The 16,185-nt window shown below is 73.2% G+C and carries 16 protein-coding genes; 11 read left to right on the top strand and 5 right to left on the bottom strand.

The genetic code is table 11. From position 1 onward, the window contains the following. Positions 1 to 107: 107 nt before the first annotated feature. Complete coding sequence (locus ACI1MP_RS30855) at positions 108 to 1,541, top strand: RsmB/NOP family class I SAM-dependent RNA methyltransferase (protein WP_380338675.1); 1,434 nt, start codon at positions 108 to 110, stop codon at positions 1,539 to 1,541. 82 nt (positions 1,542 to 1,623) lie between these two features. Here the strand turns inward: ACI1MP_RS30855 and ACI1MP_RS30860 are convergent, their stop codons facing one another. After that, positions 1,624 to 2,313, bottom strand: a complete 690-nt coding sequence (locus tag ACI1MP_RS30860) for a TetR/AcrR family transcriptional regulator (RefSeq protein WP_380338672.1) — start codon at positions 2,311 to 2,313, stop codon at positions 1,624 to 1,626. A gap of 121 nt (positions 2,314 to 2,434) precedes the next feature. On the opposite strand from ACI1MP_RS30860, the gene ACI1MP_RS30865 reads away from it, so the two are divergent. The 4 genes from ACI1MP_RS30865 to ACI1MP_RS30880 all read left to right on the top strand — a co-directional run bounded on the left by ACI1MP_RS30865 (position 2,435) and on the right by ACI1MP_RS30880 (position 5,696). Continuing rightward, positions 2,435 to 2,767: a trypco2 family protein gene (locus tag ACI1MP_RS30865; protein ID WP_404869984.1), complete on the top strand. Its 333-nt coding sequence runs from the start codon at positions 2,435 to 2,437 to the stop codon at positions 2,765 to 2,767. A 139-nt stretch (positions 2,768 to 2,906) separates the two neighbouring features. After that, the gene (locus ACI1MP_RS30870; protein ID WP_404869985.1) at positions 2,907 to 3,872 is read left to right on the top strand and encodes an ATP-binding cassette domain-containing protein; all 966 of its coding nucleotides are present in this window, start codon (positions 2,907 to 2,909) and stop codon (positions 3,870 to 3,872) included. Continuing rightward, on the top strand, positions 3,869 to 4,654 hold the full coding sequence (locus tag ACI1MP_RS30875; protein WP_380338666.1) for an ABC transporter permease: 786 nt from the start codon (positions 3,869 to 3,871) through the stop codon (positions 4,652 to 4,654). The genes ACI1MP_RS30870 and ACI1MP_RS30875 overlap by 4 nt, the downstream gene beginning before the upstream one ends. Before the next feature lie 70 nt (positions 4,655 to 4,724). Further along, positions 4,725 to 5,696 carry an aldo/keto reductase gene (locus ACI1MP_RS30880; RefSeq protein ID WP_100585123.1) on the top strand — a complete coding sequence of 324 codons (972 nt, stop codon included), beginning with the start codon at positions 4,725 to 4,727 and terminating at the stop codon, positions 5,694 to 5,696. Between the two features lie 54 nt (positions 5,697 to 5,750). Here ACI1MP_RS30880 and ACI1MP_RS30885 read toward each other — a convergent pair whose 3' ends face one another. After that, on the bottom strand, positions 5,751 to 6,287 hold the full coding sequence (locus tag ACI1MP_RS30885) for a hypothetical protein (protein ID WP_404869986.1): 537 nt from the start codon (positions 6,285 to 6,287) through the stop codon (positions 5,751 to 5,753). Positions 6,288 to 6,419: 132 nt separating this feature from the next. On the opposite strand from ACI1MP_RS30885, the gene ACI1MP_RS30890 reads away from it, so the two are divergent. Beyond that, positions 6,420 to 7,073, top strand: coding sequence for a C39 family peptidase (locus ACI1MP_RS30890; RefSeq protein WP_380338660.1), 654 nt, complete (start codon positions 6,420 to 6,422; stop codon positions 7,071 to 7,073). An 89-nt stretch (positions 7,074 to 7,162) separates the two neighbouring features. Here the strand turns inward: ACI1MP_RS30890 and ACI1MP_RS30895 are convergent, their stop codons facing one another. Further along, a complete protein-coding gene (locus tag ACI1MP_RS30895) occupies positions 7,163 to 8,017 on the bottom strand; it encodes an SCO6745 family protein (protein ID WP_404869987.1) in 855 nt (284 codons plus the stop codon). A gap of 278 nt (positions 8,018 to 8,295) precedes the next feature. Then, positions 8,296 to 9,150 (bottom strand): SCO6745 family protein, encoded by an 855-nt coding sequence (locus ACI1MP_RS30900; RefSeq protein ID WP_380338654.1) that lies wholly within the window; start codon positions 9,148 to 9,150, stop codon positions 8,296 to 8,298. 302 nt (positions 9,151 to 9,452) lie between these two features. Between ACI1MP_RS30900 and rpe the strand changes: the two genes are divergently transcribed. From rpe to ACI1MP_RS30925, 5 genes are all read left to right on the top strand, one after another. Continuing rightward, entirely contained in the window at positions 9,453 to 10,136 is a 684-nt protein-coding gene (gene rpe, locus ACI1MP_RS30905; protein ID WP_380338651.1) for a ribulose-phosphate 3-epimerase, read from the top strand. A 360-nt stretch (positions 10,137 to 10,496) separates the two neighbouring features. Further along, on the top strand, positions 10,497 to 11,402 hold the full coding sequence (locus tag ACI1MP_RS30910; RefSeq protein WP_404869989.1) for an alpha/beta hydrolase: 906 nt from the start codon (positions 10,497 to 10,499) through the stop codon (positions 11,400 to 11,402). Positions 11,403 to 11,467: 65 nt separating this feature from the next. Continuing rightward, on the top strand, positions 11,468 to 12,427 hold the full coding sequence (locus ACI1MP_RS30915; RefSeq protein ID WP_404869990.1) for a pirin family protein: 960 nt from the start codon (positions 11,468 to 11,470) through the stop codon (positions 12,425 to 12,427). Between the two features lie 681 nt (positions 12,428 to 13,108). Next, positions 13,109 to 13,285 carry a GMC oxidoreductase gene (locus ACI1MP_RS30920; protein WP_404870853.1) on the top strand — a complete coding sequence of 59 codons (177 nt, stop codon included), beginning with the start codon at positions 13,109 to 13,111 and terminating at the stop codon, positions 13,283 to 13,285. Between the two features lie 51 nt (positions 13,286 to 13,336). Then, complete coding sequence (locus ACI1MP_RS30925; protein ID WP_404869991.1) at positions 13,337 to 14,239, top strand: nuclease; 903 nt, start codon at positions 13,337 to 13,339, stop codon at positions 14,237 to 14,239. 117 nt (positions 14,240 to 14,356) lie between these two features. On the opposite strand, the gene ACI1MP_RS30930 is transcribed toward ACI1MP_RS30925, so the two are convergent. Continuing rightward, a complete protein-coding gene (locus tag ACI1MP_RS30930) occupies positions 14,357 to 15,526 on the bottom strand; it encodes a cytochrome P450 (protein WP_404869992.1) in 1,170 nt (389 codons plus the stop codon). Positions 15,527 to 16,185: the final 659 nt, after the last annotated feature.

The raw sequence follows: 16,185 nt of genomic DNA on the forward strand, positions 1-16,185 counted from the left end.
CCCGTCGGATGCCGGGTTCGGCCGGGTCTCACCATAGAATTCACGGTGAGGCCCGGCCGCGCTGCCGGGTCGGACCTGATCCGCAGCACTTTGTTTCGAGGCACCCGTTGAGCACCCCCGCCGGCGCCAAGCGCGCCCCCCGTCCGCACCGCCGCCCCAAGAAGGACCCGGCCCGGATCGTCGCGTTCCGCGCGCTGCGCGCCGTCGACGAGCGTGACGCGTACGCCAACCTGATCCTGCCGTCGCTGCTCCGCGAGGCCGAGCGCAAGGGCATGGAGCGCCGCGACGCCGCGCTCGCCACCGAGCTGGTCTACGGCACGCTGCGCGGCCAGGGCACCTACGACGCGATCATCGCCGCCTGCGTGGACCGCCCGCTGCGCGAGGTCGACCCGCCGGTGCTGGACGTCCTCTCGCTCGGCGCGCACCAGCTGCTCGGCACCCGCATCCCCAGCCACGCCGCGGTCTCCGCGACCGTCGAACTCGCCCGGGTGGTGCTCGGCGACGGCCGCGCCAAGTTCGTCAACGCGGTGCTGCGCAAGATCAGCGCCCAGGACCTCGACGGCTGGGTCGCCCAGGTCGCCCCGCCGTACGAGGACGACGCCGAGGACCACCTCGCGGTCGTGCACTCGCACCCGCGCTGGGTGGTCTCCTCGCTGTGGGACGCGCTCGGCCGCTGGCAGCCCGAGGACTCCGGCCGCGCCGCGATGGAGCGCCTGCTGGACGCCGACAACGCCCGCCCCGAGGTGACCCTGGTCGCCCGCCCCGGCCGCTCCGACGTCGCCGAACTCCGCGAGGCGCTGCCGGAGGCCGAGGACGGCCGCTGGTCCCCGTACGCGCTCCGACTCGCCGAGGGCGGCGACCCCGCCGGCCTCGACGCGGTCCGCGAGAACCGGGCCGGCGTCCAGGACGAAGGCAGCCAGCTGGTCGCCCTCGCCCTCGCCAACGCCCCCGTGGACGGCCCCGACCGGCTCTGGCTGGACGGCTGCGCCGGCCCCGGCGGCAAGGCGGCGCTGCTCGGCGCGCTGGCCGCCGCGCGCGGGGCGGCCCTGGTCGCCTCCGAGAAGCAGCCGCACCGCGCCCGCCTGGTGGCCCGCGCCCTGAACGGAAACCCCGGCCCGTACGCGGTCATCACCGCCGACGGCACCCGGGGCGCCTGGCAGCAGGGCGCGTTCGACCGCGTGCTGGTCGACGTCCCCTGCTCGGGCCTGGGCGCGCTGCGTCGCCGCCCCGAGGCGCGGTGGCGCCGCCGCCCCGAGGACATCGCCGGATTCGGGCCGCTGCAGCGGGAGTTGCTCCGCTCCGCGCTGGACGCGGCGCGCGTCGGCGGCGTCGTCGGCTACGCGACCTGCTCGCCGCACCTCGCCGAGACCCGCGCCGTGGTGGACGACGTACTGCGCGGCCGCGAGGACGTGGAGTGGGTCGACGCCCGCCCGCTGCTCCCGGGCGTCCCGGAACTGGGCGACGGCCCGGACATCCAGCTGTGGCCGCACCTGCACGGGACGGACGCGATGTACCTGGCGCTGCTCCGGCGCACGGCCTGACGGCCGAGGGGCGCGAGAACAGGGGCGGGTGGGGGCCCCAGCCTTGGCGGGCTGGGAGGCGCCCCCACCCGCCCCTGGCGGTTCAGGCGCCGACGAGGACGGTGAGGAGGCGCTGGAGGTCGCGGTCGAAGACGGTGTCGGGGGCGGTGGGGGTGCTGCTCTGGGCGAGGGCGGTGGCGAGGTGGGGGTACTGGCCGGTGGCGGTGACGGTCTGGAGGTAGCGGATCAGGTCGCTGAGCCAGAGATCGCCGGCGGCGGTGGCGCGTTGCTGCCAGTCGGTGAACTGGCAGACGAAGCCGGTGAGTTGGGCGAACGCCTCCATCTTCGCGGTGCCGTCCAGCGAGGTGTCGGCGAGTGCGGCGAGATGGTATTCGGTCACCCGGAGGCCGTTCGGGCCGAGGCCGGGGCGGTGGGTGATCAGGGTGGTGGCCCAGCTGTGGCGGGTGAGGACGGTGCGCAACCGGTTGGCGAGCAGGGTGAGGTCGGCCCGCCAGTCGCCGCTGGGCTGGTCCGGCAGGTCGTACTCGCCGGCCAGCAGGTCGAGCATCAGGTCGAACAGGTGCTCTTTCTTCGGCACGTAGTTGTACAACGACATGGTGCCGGCGCCGAGTTCGGCCGCGACCTTGCGCATCGTCACGGCGTCGAGGCCGTCGCGGTCGGCGAGGTCGACCGCCGCCCGGGCGATCGACACCCGGCTGTGTGCCGGACGCGGCCCGCGGCCGGAGTATTCCGGGCGCAGCCAGATCAGCTCGGATTGCTCGCCGGACGCCATCGTTGGATCACCTCGGTGGTCAGTCTACGCAGGTGGTGGCGGTATTCGGCTGCGAGTGGGAGGGGTGGCCGCCTACGGTGGTGCACGCCGGGACGGCAGAACGTGGAAAGAGGGATCGGGTATGGACATTCCGCTGGTGGACGCGGTGGCGACGGTGCGGGACGAGCTGTTGGCGGCGGCCCGGGCCGGGGGTGAGCACCCGGATCTGGTGTTCGCGGTGGGGCCGGTGGAGATGGAGTTCGAGGTCGAGTTGCGGGCCGACGCCAAGGCGAAGGCGGGCTTCAAGATCTTCGCGGTGGGCGCGGAGACCGAGGCCGGGGTGTCCCGCGGTCGTACCCACCGGGTCTCCTTCACCCTCACTCCGCGCGCCGCGAACGGCGCGGATCTGCTGGTGCACGGCGATCCGGCCCGTCCGTCGGGCCCGGGCGACACCTCGGACCGCATCGCGGACTGACGCCCCGTCGGGGTCGGGGGATCTGCCGGAAGCGGCGGGTCCCCCTTTTGCATGCCCTGCGAGCCTTTTCTCCGTACGACGTACCCAGTAGTGTGCTGCACAGCACTACTACGTACGATGTACCTAGAAAGGGCCTGCCATGAGCGACCCGGTCATTGCCGTTCGCGGCCTGGGCAAGACGTTCGGCGCCACGCGCGCGCTGGACGGCCTCGAACTCGACGTCCCGGAAGGGGCGGTGTGCGGTCTGCTCGGGCCCAACGGGGCGGGGAAGACCACGTTGGTGCGGATCCTGGCGACGCTGGTGCGGCCGGACCGGGGGGAGGCCCGGGTGTGCGGGCACGAGGTGGGGCGGGAGGCCGCAGCGGTGCGGCGGGTGATCGGACTGGCCGGGCAGTACGCAGCGGTGGAGGAGGGGATCACCGGCCGGGAGAACCTCGAACTGCTGGGCAGGCTCCACCACTTGGGGGCGGTGAAGGCCAGGGCGCGGGCGGCGGAGCTGCTCGCGGAGTTCGGCCTGGAGGAGGCCGCCGACCGCCTGGTGCGCGGTTACTCGGGCGGGATGCGCCGCCGGCTGGACCTGGCGGCGAGCCTGATCACCCGGCCGCGGGTGCTGTTCCTGGACGAGCCGACCACCGGACTCGACCCCCGCAGCCGGCGGGAGATCTGGTCGGCGGTACGGGAGTTGGCGGCGCAGGGCTCGACCGTGCTGCTGACCACCCAGTACCTGGACGAGGCGGACCGGCTGGCCGACCGGATCACCGTGCTGGACCGCGGGCGGGCCGTCGCCGACGACACCCCGCAGCGGCTCAAGGCCGCCATCGGCACGCTGGTGGAAGTCACCCTGCCCGAGGACGCCGACCTGGAACGGGCCCGCGCCGTGCTGGCCGTGCTCACCGGCGGCGCACCGGCCGTCGACGCCGGGCAGTGCCGGGTCGGCGCCGTCTCCGACCCGGCCCGGCCGCTCGCCCTGCCGCGCCTGGTACGGGAGTTGGACGCCGCCGGGGTGGTCGCGCTGGACGTGGCGCTGCGCACCCCCTCGCTGGACGACGTGTTCCTCGCGCTGACCGGCGCGGGCGCTGCGGAGAAGACGGAGACGGCCGCATGAGCGCGACGACGATGCCCGTGGACGCCGCCGCGTCGGCCCGGCGGATCCTGCTGGTGTACCGCCACTCGCCCGGGCTGCTGGCGTCCTCGCTGCTGGTGCCGGTCGCCATGGTCGGGGTGTTCGGGTACGTGTTCGGCAGTGCGATGAACGTGCCGGGCGGCGGCTACCGGGAGTTCCTGATGCCCGGTCTGTTCGCCCTGGTCGCGCTGAACGCCGTGATGCCCGCCATGGTCGGCGGCGCGCGGGACGCCGGGCGGGGCGTCACCGACCGGCTGCGGTCGATGTCGGTGTCCCGGTTCGGTCTGCTGACCGGGCAGGCGCTGGCGGACCTGCTGGTGGCCGCCGTCGTGCTGGTGCCGACCGCGCTGGTCGGCCTGGCGGCGGGCTGGCGGATCCGGCACGGGCTGGGCCCGGCGCTCGGCGCGTTCGGCCTGCTGCTGCTGTTCCGGTTCGCCTGCGGATGGGTCGGCACCGCGCTCGGCCTGGCCGTCGGCAAGGAGGACACGGCCGGTCAACTCGCCGTCCTGACCATCCCGTTCTCGATGCTCACCAGTGCGTTCGTCCCCACCGGCGGCATGCCGGGCTGGCTGGCCGCGATCGCCGAGTGGAACCCGGTCAGCGCCGTGGTGGAGGCCACCCGGCAACTGTTCGGCAACCCGTCCGCGCCCGGGGGCGCCTGGCCCGCCCAGCACCCGGTGGCCGCCGCGCTCGGCTGGTGCGCGCTGCTGCTGGCGCTCGCGGTGCCGTTCGCCGTGCGGAACTTCGCCCGCGCCGGTCGCTGACGATCCGTCAACACGACTCCGGGCGTCAAATGCTGGACAACCCGGCCGGTGCGGCAGAGGGTTGGGCGTCATGGAGTACACCCACCTCGGCCGCACCGGCCTGTCCGTGTCCCCGCTGTGCCTGGGCACCATGAACTTCGGCGTGCACACCGAAGAGGCCGACGCGCACCGCATCATGGACGCCGCGCACGGGCACGGCATCAACTTCTTCGACACCGCCAACGTCTACGGTTGGGGCGAGAACAGGGGCCTCACCGAGACGATCATCGGCAACTGGTTCGCCAAGGGCGGCGGCCGGCGCGAGCGCACCGTGATCGCCACCAAGCTCTACGGCCCGATGGGCGACTGGCCCAACGAGGGCCGGCTCTCCGCGCTCAACATCCGCCGCGCCGTGGACGCCAGCCTGCGCCGCCTGCAGACCGACCACATCGACCTGTACCAGATGCACCACATCGACCGGGACACCCCCTGGGACGAGATCTGGCAGGCGATGGAGGTGCTCACCCTCCAGGGCAAGATCATCTACGTCGGGTCGTCCAACTTCGCCGGCTGGCACCTCGCCCAGGCCCAGGAGGCCGCCCGGGCCCGGCACTTCCTCGGCCTGACCAGCGAGCAGTCGATCTACAACCTGATCGAGCGCACCGTCGAACTCGAGGTCGTCCCCGCCGCCCAGCACTACGGCCTCGGCCTGATCGCCTGGTCGCCGCTGCACGGCGGCCTGCTCGGCGGCGTGCTGCGCAAGGAGCGCGAGGGCGTGCGCCGCACCCAGGGCCGGGCCGTCGACACCCTGAACGAGCGGCGCGAGCAGATCCAGGCGTACGAGGACCTGTGCGACGAGCTCGGCCACGAGCCCGGCGACGTCGCGCTCGCCTGGCTGCGCACCCGTCCGGCCGTCACCGCGCCGATCGTCGGCCCCCGTACCGAGGAGCAACTGACCGCCGCGATGCGCTCGTTGGACGTTGAGCTGGACGCCAAGACGCTGGAGCGGCTGGACGAGATCTTCCCCGGCCACCGCACCGCTCCGGAGCACTACGCCTGGTGACCCGGTGCCCCCGGGCGCGGCGCGCGCCCGGGGGCAGCGGTCACTGTGCGGCGGTCACTGCGTGGCCGGGAGTGGCGCGGTCGGAGGCTCGGCCGGGGTGCGGGTGAGCAGGTGGTGGCTGCCGCTGTCCGGGTCGCCGATGAAGACGAACAGCTCCAGCCGGTGCTGCCGGTCGCGCTTCACGTGGAAGCGCCAGCGGTAGGCGGTGGGCGGCTCGGTGTTCGACAGGGAGCGGCGCGCGTCGGGGCGGGTGTCGACGGCCGTGCGGGTGGTGAGGTCGAGGATGAGCCGCTGGCCGGCCTCCTCGTCGGTGAGTTCCCAGCGGCCGGCACCGGACAGTCGCCAGCCGTCGTCGTAGGCCCAGTCCTGGCCGTCCAGCCGTTCGACGGTGGCGGTGCCGTCCTGGTGGAGCGTCAGGTGGGCTTGCTGGTCGCCGTCCCAGCTGCCGGCGGCCTCGGCGACGGTGGCGTCGTGCAGCCCGGTGCCTTCGTAGTACTGCGCGACGCCGGCGCAGCCGGTCAGCAGCAGCGCGACGGCCGCGAGGACCGCCGTCCGGGGGCGGTGGCCGCGCATGGTTCGTTCCCTTCCCATGTTCCCCTCCCAAGGGTGACGGGCTCACCCTGTCAGAGAAGTTGAACGCGTTCAAGTTTCTCGCGAGAGTATGCATCGCCGCAGGTGGGAGGGTGGTCGACGGTGTCGCGGGCGAGGGTGCGGGAGAACGGGATGAAAGTACGTCAGGATGACCGGGTGAAGCCGATCAGCCATGCGGTGCCCTACTACTCCCAGTGGGAGTCGCCCGAACTCGTGCCCGACATTCTGGACGGCACGCTGCGGGCCGCCGACGATCCGCTGTGGGAGCGGTCGGGCGCGGCCGACCAGGCCGAGTACGAGTACTGGTCCTGGCGGCTGTGCGGCATGGCCTGCCTGCGGATGGTCCTCGACCACTGGTGGGGCGTCGCCCCGGCGCAGGTCCGGCTGGCCGAGGAGTGCGAGCTGGCCGGTGCGTACATCCGGCACCCCGACGGGCGGCTCGACGGACTGATCCACTCGCCGTTCGCCGCGTACGTCCGGGCCCGCTGGGGCCTGGACGCGCAGGCGGTCAGCCCGCTGCCCGTGGAGCGGCTGCCGGAGGAACTCGCCCGGGGCGTGCTGCCGATGATCTCCGTCCACCCCGCGATCCGGTCCCTGGCCCCCGAGGTCCCCCGCCTCGGCGGACACCTGGTGCTGGCCGTCGGCGCGGACGACGACGCGCTGTACATCCACAACCCGTCCGGCTTCCCCGACGGCTCCCAGCGCGCCGCCCGCGTCCCCTGGGTCGACCTCGACCGGTTCTACGCCGGCCGCGGCATCCTGCTCGGGCCGCCGCCGAAAGGTTGAACTGTACTGCGATGGACGGGTGTTGACGTTCCGTCGGCCCGGGTGCCCGCCGGTCGGTCCGGCGAGGACGTACCGGGCCGGAGGCGGCGTCAGGAGGCGTTCGGCAGACCGATCGGCGTGGTGGGCGGCAGGTCGGCGCGACACGCGGTGGAGATCGGGCGGAGCGCGTCGGCGAGTTCGTCGAGCTCGGAGCGGTGGAAGTGCGTCCAGACCCGGGACGCGGCCAGATCGGTGGCGGCCTCCAGGGCGACGTGGCGACGGCGGCCCTCGGTGGTCAGCGACCCGTCCGGCTTGAGCCACTGACGCTCGATCAGGCGGGCCGTCGCCTCGTCCCACTCGGTGTCCGTCCACCCGCGGTGCGGCTGCATGGTCTCCCGGCGGGTGTCCAGCGCGCAGCGCACCACCAGCGCCTCGCAGCCGTCCAGGCCCTCCGCGACCAGCGCCGCCACGTGCCCGTCGCCGCGGTGCTCGCGCAGCACCGTGGTGGCCTGCCACAGCCGGGCCAGCCGACCGTCCTGGGCGGGCAGCGCGGCGTTCGCGGCGGCCAGCACCCGACCCGCGCAGTCCAGGCCCTCGACTGCGCGCTCCAGCAGCTCCACCGAACGGTCGATCAGATTCGGCTTCACCTCCGCGAGCACCCGCCCGAGCGTGCCGGTCGCCCCCTCGACCCGCGCCTGCAGGGCCTGTTCGGGCGTGGCCCGGCCCCAGATCTCCGGCAGCGCGCGCTCCACCATCTGCGGCGCGAAGTTGAAGAACGCGGCCACCACCGGCGCGGCCTCCACCGCCCCCAGCGGCGCCGACCGTCCACCGAAGTAGCCGCGCCAGTAGCCGCGCAGGCCCGCCGCCTCGTACGCGGCGCGGGCCTCGGGGGAGAAGTAGGTGAGCGCGTGAACGGGTTCGAACAGCCACCACAGGGCACGTGCGGGGTGGACGACCTGGGTCATCGGATGCCTTTCGGTGAGGGTCGAGCTGAGGGTCCCACTGCTTCGTGAGCCTGCCAGAGCGGATCGGCGGCGGGAAGGGAAGATGTTGCGGCCGTGTGAACATCCCGGCGCCCCGGCAGGCGCCTGATCAGCGCTTCGTGCGACGCGAGCCGACTCCCGGGAGGCATGGTCGCCGGGGGGCTGCGGACGACTGCCGTCCCACGGGAGGCGTGGTCGCCGGGGTGCTGCGGACGACTGCCGTCCCACGGGCGGCGTGATCGCCGGGGTGCTGGGGACGACTACCGTTCCACGGGCGGCATCGCGAGCGGGTTGATCGGCATCAGCTCCCGGCAGATCGCCGCGATCGGCCTCAAGTCGGCCGTCAGGCTGTCGAGTTCGTCGGGCGACAGCCCCTCCCAGACGCGGCCGGCCGCCAGGTCGGTGGCGGCCTCGACGGCACGGTGCCGGACCAGGCCGAGCTCGGTGACCGCCCCCTGCGGCGTCAGCCAGCCCCGCTCGACCAGCCGTCCTGCGGCCGCCTCCCACTCCTCGTCCGTCCACCCGCGCATCGGCTGGAGCACCTTGCGGTCGGTGACCAGCGTGCAGTGCAGCACCGGCGCCTCGCAGCCGTCCAGCCCGGCCGCGACCAGCGCGGCCACATGGCCGTCCCCGCGGTGCTCGCGCAGCAGGTTCGCGGCGTGCCACAGCCGCCCGTGGACGTCCGCGGGCCGGGGCAGCGCGGCGTTGGCGGCCGCCAGCACCCGGCCGGCGCAGTCCAGTCGGGCCACCGCCTCCTCCAGCGCGGCCGTCGCCGACTCGACCCGCGCGGGCTCCACCGACTCCAGCAGCCGGGCCAGCGCCGCCGCCGCGCCCTCGGCCCGGGCGGCCAGCACCTGCGCCGGGCTCGCCTGCGACCACACCTCCGGCAGCGCCCGCTCCACCCGCCGCGGCGCGAAGTTGAAGAACGCGGCGATCACTGGCGGCGCGTCCGCCGCCCCCAACGGAGCGGCGCGGGCCGCGACATAGCCGCGCCAGTCGGCCTCCAGCCCCAGCGCCCCGAGCGCCGCCCGGTTCTCGGGCTGGAGGAAGGCCACGGCGTACACCGGCTCGAACAGCTGCCACAGCGCGCGGGCCGGGTGGACGGGAGCGGACATCGGGAGACCTCCCACGGAGACCTTGCCGACCGGGCGAGCCGGGTGGGCTCTCGCGGCCAACTCGGGCGGACGGCAACTTGGTTGGACGAGGGTGATCCCGGTGGGGGCCGGGGATCGTCCACGTGCTGATGACCATAGCGACGGCCGGGCAACCCCGGCCGGGATGTGATGACGATCACCCGGCGGCCGCGGTGTGCGCTAGCCGGTGACGCGGCGCGGGATGATGTGACGAGGCGCCCGGTTCCTGCGGCGCCGCCACCCCTTGCTCACGCTCTCGCACTCTCGCACGAAGGTAGTCGGTCATGGCGCAGATCAACCCCAGCATCCTGTCCGCGGACTTCGCCCGCCTCGCCGAGGAGGCCGAGGCGGTGCGCGGCGCGGACTGGCTGCACGTCGATGTGATGGACAACCACTTCGTCCCCAACCTCACGCTCGGCGTGCCGATCGTCGAATCCCTGGCCCGGGCCACCAGCACCCCGCTCGACTGCCACCTGATGATCGAACAGCCCGACCGCTGGGCCCCGCAGTACGTGGAGGCCGGCGCCGGCTCGGTCACCTTCCACGTGGAGGCCGCCGCTGCGCCCGTCCGCCTGGCCCGCGAGATCCGCGCCAAGGGCGCCCGGGCCGCCATGGCACTCAAGCCCGCCACCCCGATCGAGCCCTACGAGGACCTGCTCCCCGAACTCGACATGCTGCTCATCATGACGGTCGAGCCCGGCTTCGGTGGCCAGGCCTTCCTCGACATCATGCTCCCCAAGATCCGCCGCACCCGACAGCTGATCGACAAGCACGGCCTCGACCTCTGGCTCCAGGTCGACGGCGGCGTCGCCCCCGCCACCATCGAGGCCTGCGCGGAAGCCGGCGCGGACGTCTTCGTCGCCGGCTCGGCGGTCTACGGCGCCGCCGACCCGGCCGAGGCGATCCGGGCCCTGCGGGCCCAGGCCGAGACGGCGACGGCGGCGGCCGGATGGGGTTGCCGGCACTGAAATTGCCGCGAGGGCGGGGGCCCTGGGCGCGGGGCGGTCGCCGCAACTGCGGTGTGGGCGGGGCGGTCGGCAGCCGATCGTTCAGGGCGGACTCTTGGTGGTGGGCGTTCGGTGGCGGACTCTCGGTGGCGGACGTTCGGGGGGCCGGGCTGAAACCGGAACGTGTCCGGGCGGCGTCACGTGAGGGGTCCGGGCTGTCGTCGGGCGGCGTCATGTGAGGGGTCCGGGCTGTCGTCGGGCGGCGTCATGTGAGGGGTCCGGGCTGTCGTCGGGCGGCGTCATGTGAGGGGTCCGGGCTGTCGTCTGGCGGCACGGTCATGGTGGAGCGGAGCAGGGGTGGGGGCAAAGGTGCAGGTGGCGGTGGAAGTCGAGGGTGTGGGGGAGCAGGGGCCGGAGACGGCGGTGCCGAGTCTCGGGCGGCGGCGGTTGCTCGGGGCGCTGGCTGTCGCCGTGGTCGGTGCGGGGGCGGTCGGTGGGGCGATGGTCGAGGACGTGCTGCCCGGGGGTGCGCGACTTCGACGGGCGTTCGGGATGACCGGTCAGGAAGGCGCGGTGCCCGGCTTCGCGGCCGGGGCGGTGCGGACCGGGACCGAGCACTCCCGGGCCCGCGGCCGCGATGTCCAGCTCGTCGTCATGGACCCGCCCGGTGCGGACCGTCACGACCTGCCGGTCTGCCTGGCGCTGCACGGGCACGGCAGCGATGCGGCGGCGTTCGTCGATCTCGGGGTGCCGCAGTTCCTGGCGGCCGCGGTGGCCGCGGGCGTCCCGCCGTTCCGGATCGTCGCGGTGGACGGCGGCGACATCTACTGGCATGCCCGCAGCGTCGCCGACGACCCGATGGCGATGCTCACCACCGAACTCCCGGGCTGGCTCGCCGCCCGCCAACTGGCCGAGCCCACGCGGGTCATGGGCATCTCGATGGGCGGCTCGGGCGCCCTCCAGTACGCCCGTGCCCGGCAGGGAGGGGTGTCCGCGATCGCGCTGCTCAGCCCCGCGCTGTTCCGCAGCTGGGAGGACGCCCGCACCGTCGACGCCTACCGCGACCGGGCCGACTGGCGCGAGCACGAGCCGTTGCAGCACCTCGGCGAACTCGGCCAGGTCGGGCGGATCGGCGTCTGGTGCGGCACCGAGGACCCGTTCTGCCCGGCGGCCCGCAGACTCTCCGGCGCGCCCGGCGTCCGGACGCACTTCCCGCGCGGCCTGCACACCGGCGGGTTCTGGCGGCGCGTCATGCCGGACGCGGTGGCGCTGCTCGGGGCCCGTTGACCGTTCGGGTCACCCCGGTCTGTCGCTACGGGGGGCGGCGGGGGCGGCGGCCGATACTGGCCGCCATGAGCAACCTCGATCTCAAGCCCGCCCCGGCGGTCTGCGGGCAGCAGGCGACGACCGGCCCGGTCAAGGATCTGCTGACTGGTCGTCAAGTACCGCTGGGGGAGTCCACGGTGGTGCGGCGGCTGCTGCCGAACCTCGGGCGGCGGATGGTCGGCGCCTGGTGCTTCGTCGACCACTACGGGCCGGACGACATCGCGGACGAGCCCGGCATGCAGGTGCCGCCGCACCCGCACATGGGTCTGCAGACCGTCAGCTGGCTGCACGAGGGCAGCATCCTGCACCGCGACAGCCTGGGCAGTCTGCAGACCGTCCGCCCCCGCGAACTCGGCCTGATGACCTCCGGCCGGGCCATCTCGCACTCCGAGGAGTCCCCGCGCGACCACGCCCCGCTGCTGCACGGCGCCCAACTCTGGGTGGCCCTGCCCGACACCCACCGCCACACCGCGCCCGCCTTCGAACACCACCCCGAACTCCCCGTCGTCACCGCCGACGGCCTCACGGCCCGCCTGATCCTCGGCACCCTCGACGGCGCGACCTCTCCCGGCACCACCTACACCCCGCTCACCGGCGCCGACCTCACCCTCCGCGAGGGCGCCGCCCACCGCCTCCCGATCGAGGCGGACTTCGAGTACGCGGCCCTGTCCATGTCCGGCAGCGTCGAGATCGACGGCGCCCCACTCGAACCCGGCTCGATCCTCTACCTCGGCTGCGGCCGCCGCGAACTCCCCCTCCGCGCCCGCACCGACGCCGCCGTCCTCCTCCTCGGCGGCGAGCCCTTCGACGAACGCCTCGTCATGTGGTGGAACTTCATCGGCCGCACCGGCGAGGAGATCGCGCAGGCGCGGAGCGACTGGGAGAAGGGTTCACGCTTCGGTGAGGTGCACGGCTACGACGGGGCTCGGCTGCGCGCCCCGGAGCTTCCGAACGTCGCCCTCAAGGCGCGAGGAAATCGCGCCTGACCTGTGCGTATGCCGCACTCGGCGGTCGCGGCGATCAGCCCCTGCGAGGTGGCGTGCGACCGCCTCCGGCTCTGGGCGAGACGCCGGCGAGCGTCGCCGGCCGAGCTCCCGGCAGCAGTCCCGGAGACCTTGCCGATTCCCACCTGCGGGTGGGTTCTGCACGCTGTGGGTGGATGAATGCTGACCATTTGCTGGCTTATCTGACGAACCGTCAGTGGCGGGGGTGGGCCGTTCGCGCAGGTGGCAGACACGGGGCTGGCTGCTTCGCTGCTGCATCACCCGAGCTTTCCGGCCCGTTCTCGGCAGACCCCCGCTCGCGCGGGGAGGAGGCGGGCGGGACGCCGGTCGGCATCCGAATAGGCGTACACGCGCAGCCGCCTGCACCGCGCCGTGGTGATGATGGCCCTTGTGACGCCGCCGACGTGCGGGTCCCAGTGAGCCGCCCCGGTCGAACCGGCCGTACGGGCCCTTCCCCCTCGTCCCACGGAGGACATCATGACCATGCTGCTGATCCAGGGCTCCTTCGACGAGGCGTGAGGGAGCCCGCCATGAGCGACGCCACCGACTTCCTGGCGCTGTCCGAGCCGCTGACCGGCGAGGCATCCCTGGACGCCACGCGCTCCGACGCAGCACCTGGAGGACACCGCCCGTGCCACCGGGGTCGAGCCCCTGCCGGCCGACCTGCGCTTCCTCGGCGCCGGCCAGCTCACGGGCACCATGCGCAGGGGCACCGACAAGAGCACCTCGGTGGTGGCTCCCACCGGCCGGTCCCACGACCACCCGGGCGTCTGGGTCGCCGGCTCCTCCGTCTTCCCGACGGCCGGGACCGCCACCCCACCCTCACCCTCGCCGCCCTGACCCTCCGCACCGCGGACGCCCTCGCCAACACCCTGTGACCGGGAGGTACACATGTCCATGCTGCTCATCACCGGCACCTACCGGGTCACCGGTGACTCCCCCGACGGCGACACCGTCCGCTTCTACCCGGACGACGCGGCGTTCTGGTGCGACGTCCCCGGCATGCACAAGGTCAAGCGGAACGAGTACGGCGGGGTCTCGATCCGGCTGGACGGGATCGACGCCCTCGAAACCCACTACCCGGGCGTCGGCGACTTCGTGCACCAGCCGCTCGGGCTCGGTGCGCACGCCGCCCGGAACGAACTGCTGACGTGGCTGGGCTTCACCGAGGTCGTGCGCGACGACAAGGAGGAGGAGCGAGTCCGCTCCTCGAAGCCCGGGGCCGTGCCGGGCTACATCCTCACCAGCGGCGCCGACGTCTACAACCGCTGCATCGCACTGGTCGGCCGGGGCGACGCGCCCAAGATCGACACCGACCCGGATCCCGCGCGCAGCGGCACCCACCTCAACGTCACGGTCGACATGCTGCGCGCCACCGCCAACCACCACCTGCTCTCCCTCGGGCTGGCCTACCCGACCTTCTACAAGAACCTCCCGCCCGACCTGCGGACGGACATGACCGCCACCGCGCAGCAGGCCCGGAAGGACAAGGCCCCCGACAGCGTCTGGCTGAACGACAAGACCACCAGCGGCGCGAAGATCGAGAACCTCGAATCGCTCACCGACGACCTGGTCATGCTGCCCAAGCTCTTCCGCCACCTCGTCGACTACGTCCGCGTCTTCGGCCCGGACCTGGGCGGCGTACCCGCCTTCCTGGCGGGCAGCGCCGACGAGTACACCCTCCCCGAGGACCGCAACAAGAGGATCTTCGGCCTCCAGCACGTGGTCCAAGTGACCGACGGCACCCTCCGCATGACCCGCCCGATCGAGGACCTCATCTTCGCCGAGAAGTAGCACCAGCAAACATCCGGCGCGTCCGCGAGCCACCCCGGCCCGCGGACGCGCCGACCGCCTCCGTGGCGGCGGTAGGGGCACGGCACGGGGGGTCCCGGCGGGCTGGGGAGGGGGGTTTCACCAGGTGACGGGCAGTGACTGGAGGCCGCGGAAGACGAGTTCCGGTACGTAGGTGAGCTCGGACTCGTCGACGGCGAGGCGCAGGTTCGGGTAGCGCTTCACCACGGAGCCGATCGCCAACCGCATCTCGCGGCGGGCCAGTATCGCGCCGAGGCAGAAGTGCGGCCCGTGGCCGAAGGCGAGGTGCGCGGCCGGGCCTTCGCGGGTGATGTCGAAGCGGCCGGGGTCGGGGTACACGGCGGGGTCGTGGTTGGCCGCGACGATGACCGGCAGGACCGGTTCGCCCGCGCCGAGTTCGACGCCCTCCAGTTCGACGGGCTCGGTGGTGACCCGGACCTCGGCCGAGGTGAAGAGCCTGCTGTAGCGCAGCAGTTCGTCGACCGCCGGTGCGATCAGGTCCGGTGACGAGCGCAGCAGCGCGAGTTGGTCCGGGTGGCGCAGCAGGGTCAGGAAGGAGTTGCCCAGCTGGTTGACGGTCGTCTCGTGGCCGGCGATCAGCAGGCCTTCGAGGTTGGCCAGCAGCTCGGGTTCGGTGAGGTGGTCGCCCTCGTCGTTGGCGGCGACCATCGCCGAGATCAACCCGTCGTCCGGCTGCGCCCGCTTCTGACGGACCAGGTCGGCCAGCCAGGCCTGCATCTCGCCCTGTGCGGCCTGCAGTTCGTCCGGAGTGATGTTCGTGACGAACAGCCGCCTGGTCCACCTGCGGATGGCCTCCGCCTCGGAGTAGGGCACGCCGAGCAGCTCGCAGATGACCATCAGCGGGAGCGGGGCGCAGAGGCCTGCCACCAGGTCCGCGGTGGGATCGAGGGAGTCGAGCAGGGAGTCCACGACGGACTGCACGCGGGGTTCGAGCTGATCGACCATGCGCGGGCTGAACGCCTGCGACATCAGCTTGCGCAGGCGGGCGTGGCGCTCGCCGTCCAGGCTGGTGACCAGGAGCGGGTCGGTGGCGACGGACAGCTTCAGCGGGCTGCCCGGAAGTGTGGCCGCCTCCCGGCTGAACCGGCTGTCGCTCAGTACCTGGCGCACCGCCTTGTAGGAGAGGGCGAGCCAGACGTTCGCCGGACCGATCGTGGCGCGGACGACCGGAGCCTGCGCGAGCAGGGCCTCGGCCTCGGGCTCGTTGTCGAGGTGGTGCGGTGTGGTGAAGGGGAACGTGGCTTGCATCGCTGCCTCCTGACTGGGTGTCACCGGGCCCGGCCACCGGGTGCCGGGCGCGAACGGCCGGGACCGATGCGCGGATCGGTGACAGCTGGTTGGTGTGCCGCCGGGCGGCGCCGGCTCGCGATCGTCTCGATGTCGGTGGTGGTCGAACGGTTCGGCCGGAGCTGTCGGCGGCGCCGGTGGTCGGTTCGCCCGAACCGGGTGGTGAGCGCCGTGCGGAGGTGTTCCCGGGCGGCCGGACGATGGTCGAGGACGTTCTTCTGCGCGAGTGCGGACGGGAGTCTAGGGCGTTGTCACCGGCGGCGTCGACGGTTCCCGTGAACCCGGCCCGGTCGTGGCGGCGCTGGGCGCGGAGCACTTCCGCGACCGGGCCGGAAGGTCCATTGGCGGATTTGCGACGGGTGGCCTGTGAGGAACGACGCGTTTCATGGGGCGCACGGGACCGATTTCGCCACAGTGCCCGCTGCTTCGCAGGCATATGACGGTGTGATGTGCTCCGTTTGAGACAGCCTGTGATCGACCTATGGCGATGGTGTGACGTTGCTGCCATGCTCATCTGCGCAGCCGGACGATCATCGCCCCGGCCGCTACGCCCAGCGCTCAGCTCACCAGTGCTTTTTCCTCGAAGAGCGTCGCAGGCGCTGTCACTTTCGAGGTCCGCT

It is taken from the genome of Kitasatospora griseola, from assembly GCF_044999035.1.
GTDB lineage: Bacteria > Actinomycetota > Actinomycetes > Streptomycetales > Streptomycetaceae > Kitasatospora > Kitasatospora griseola.

Excerpts from the sequence above, each read along its gene's own strand:
- ACI1MP_RS30865 (WP_404869984.1), top strand. The coding sequence starts at position 2,435 with ATGGACATTCCGCTGGTGGACGCGGTGGCGACGGTGCGGGACGAGCTG.
- ACI1MP_RS30915 (WP_404869990.1), top strand. The coding sequence starts at position 11,468 with ATGAGCAACCTCGATCTCAAGCCCGCCCCGGCGGTCTGCGGGCAGCAG.
- ACI1MP_RS30895 (WP_404869987.1), bottom strand. The coding sequence starts at position 8,017 with ATGACCCAGGTCGTCCACCCCGCACGTGCCCTGTGGTGGCTGTTCGAA.
- ACI1MP_RS30925 (WP_404869991.1), top strand. The coding sequence starts at position 13,337 with ATGTCCATGCTGCTCATCACCGGCACCTACCGGGTCACCGGTGACTCC.
- ACI1MP_RS30860 (WP_380338672.1), bottom strand. The coding sequence starts at position 2,313 with ATGGCGTCCGGCGAGCAATCCGAGCTGATCTGGCTGCGCCCGGAATAC.
- ACI1MP_RS30875 (WP_380338666.1), top strand. The coding sequence starts at position 3,869 with ATGAGCGCGACGACGATGCCCGTGGACGCCGCCGCGTCGGCCCGGCGG.
- rpe (WP_380338651.1), top strand. The coding sequence starts at position 9,453 with ATGGCGCAGATCAACCCCAGCATCCTGTCCGCGGACTTCGCCCGCCTC.
- ACI1MP_RS30890 (WP_380338660.1), top strand. The coding sequence starts at position 6,420 with ATGAAAGTACGTCAGGATGACCGGGTGAAGCCGATCAGCCATGCGGTG.
- ACI1MP_RS30880 (WP_100585123.1), top strand. The coding sequence starts at position 4,725 with ATGGAGTACACCCACCTCGGCCGCACCGGCCTGTCCGTGTCCCCGCTG.
- ACI1MP_RS30885 (WP_404869986.1), bottom strand. The coding sequence starts at position 6,287 with ATGGGAAGGGAACGAACCATGCGCGGCCACCGCCCCCGGACGGCGGTC.
- ACI1MP_RS30900 (WP_380338654.1), bottom strand. The coding sequence starts at position 9,150 with ATGTCCGCTCCCGTCCACCCGGCCCGCGCGCTGTGGCAGCTGTTCGAG.
- ACI1MP_RS30870 (WP_404869985.1), top strand. The coding sequence starts at position 2,907 with ATGAGCGACCCGGTCATTGCCGTTCGCGGCCTGGGCAAGACGTTCGGC.
- ACI1MP_RS30930 (WP_404869992.1), bottom strand. The coding sequence starts at position 15,526 with ATGCAAGCCACGTTCCCCTTCACCACACCGCACCACCTCGACAACGAG.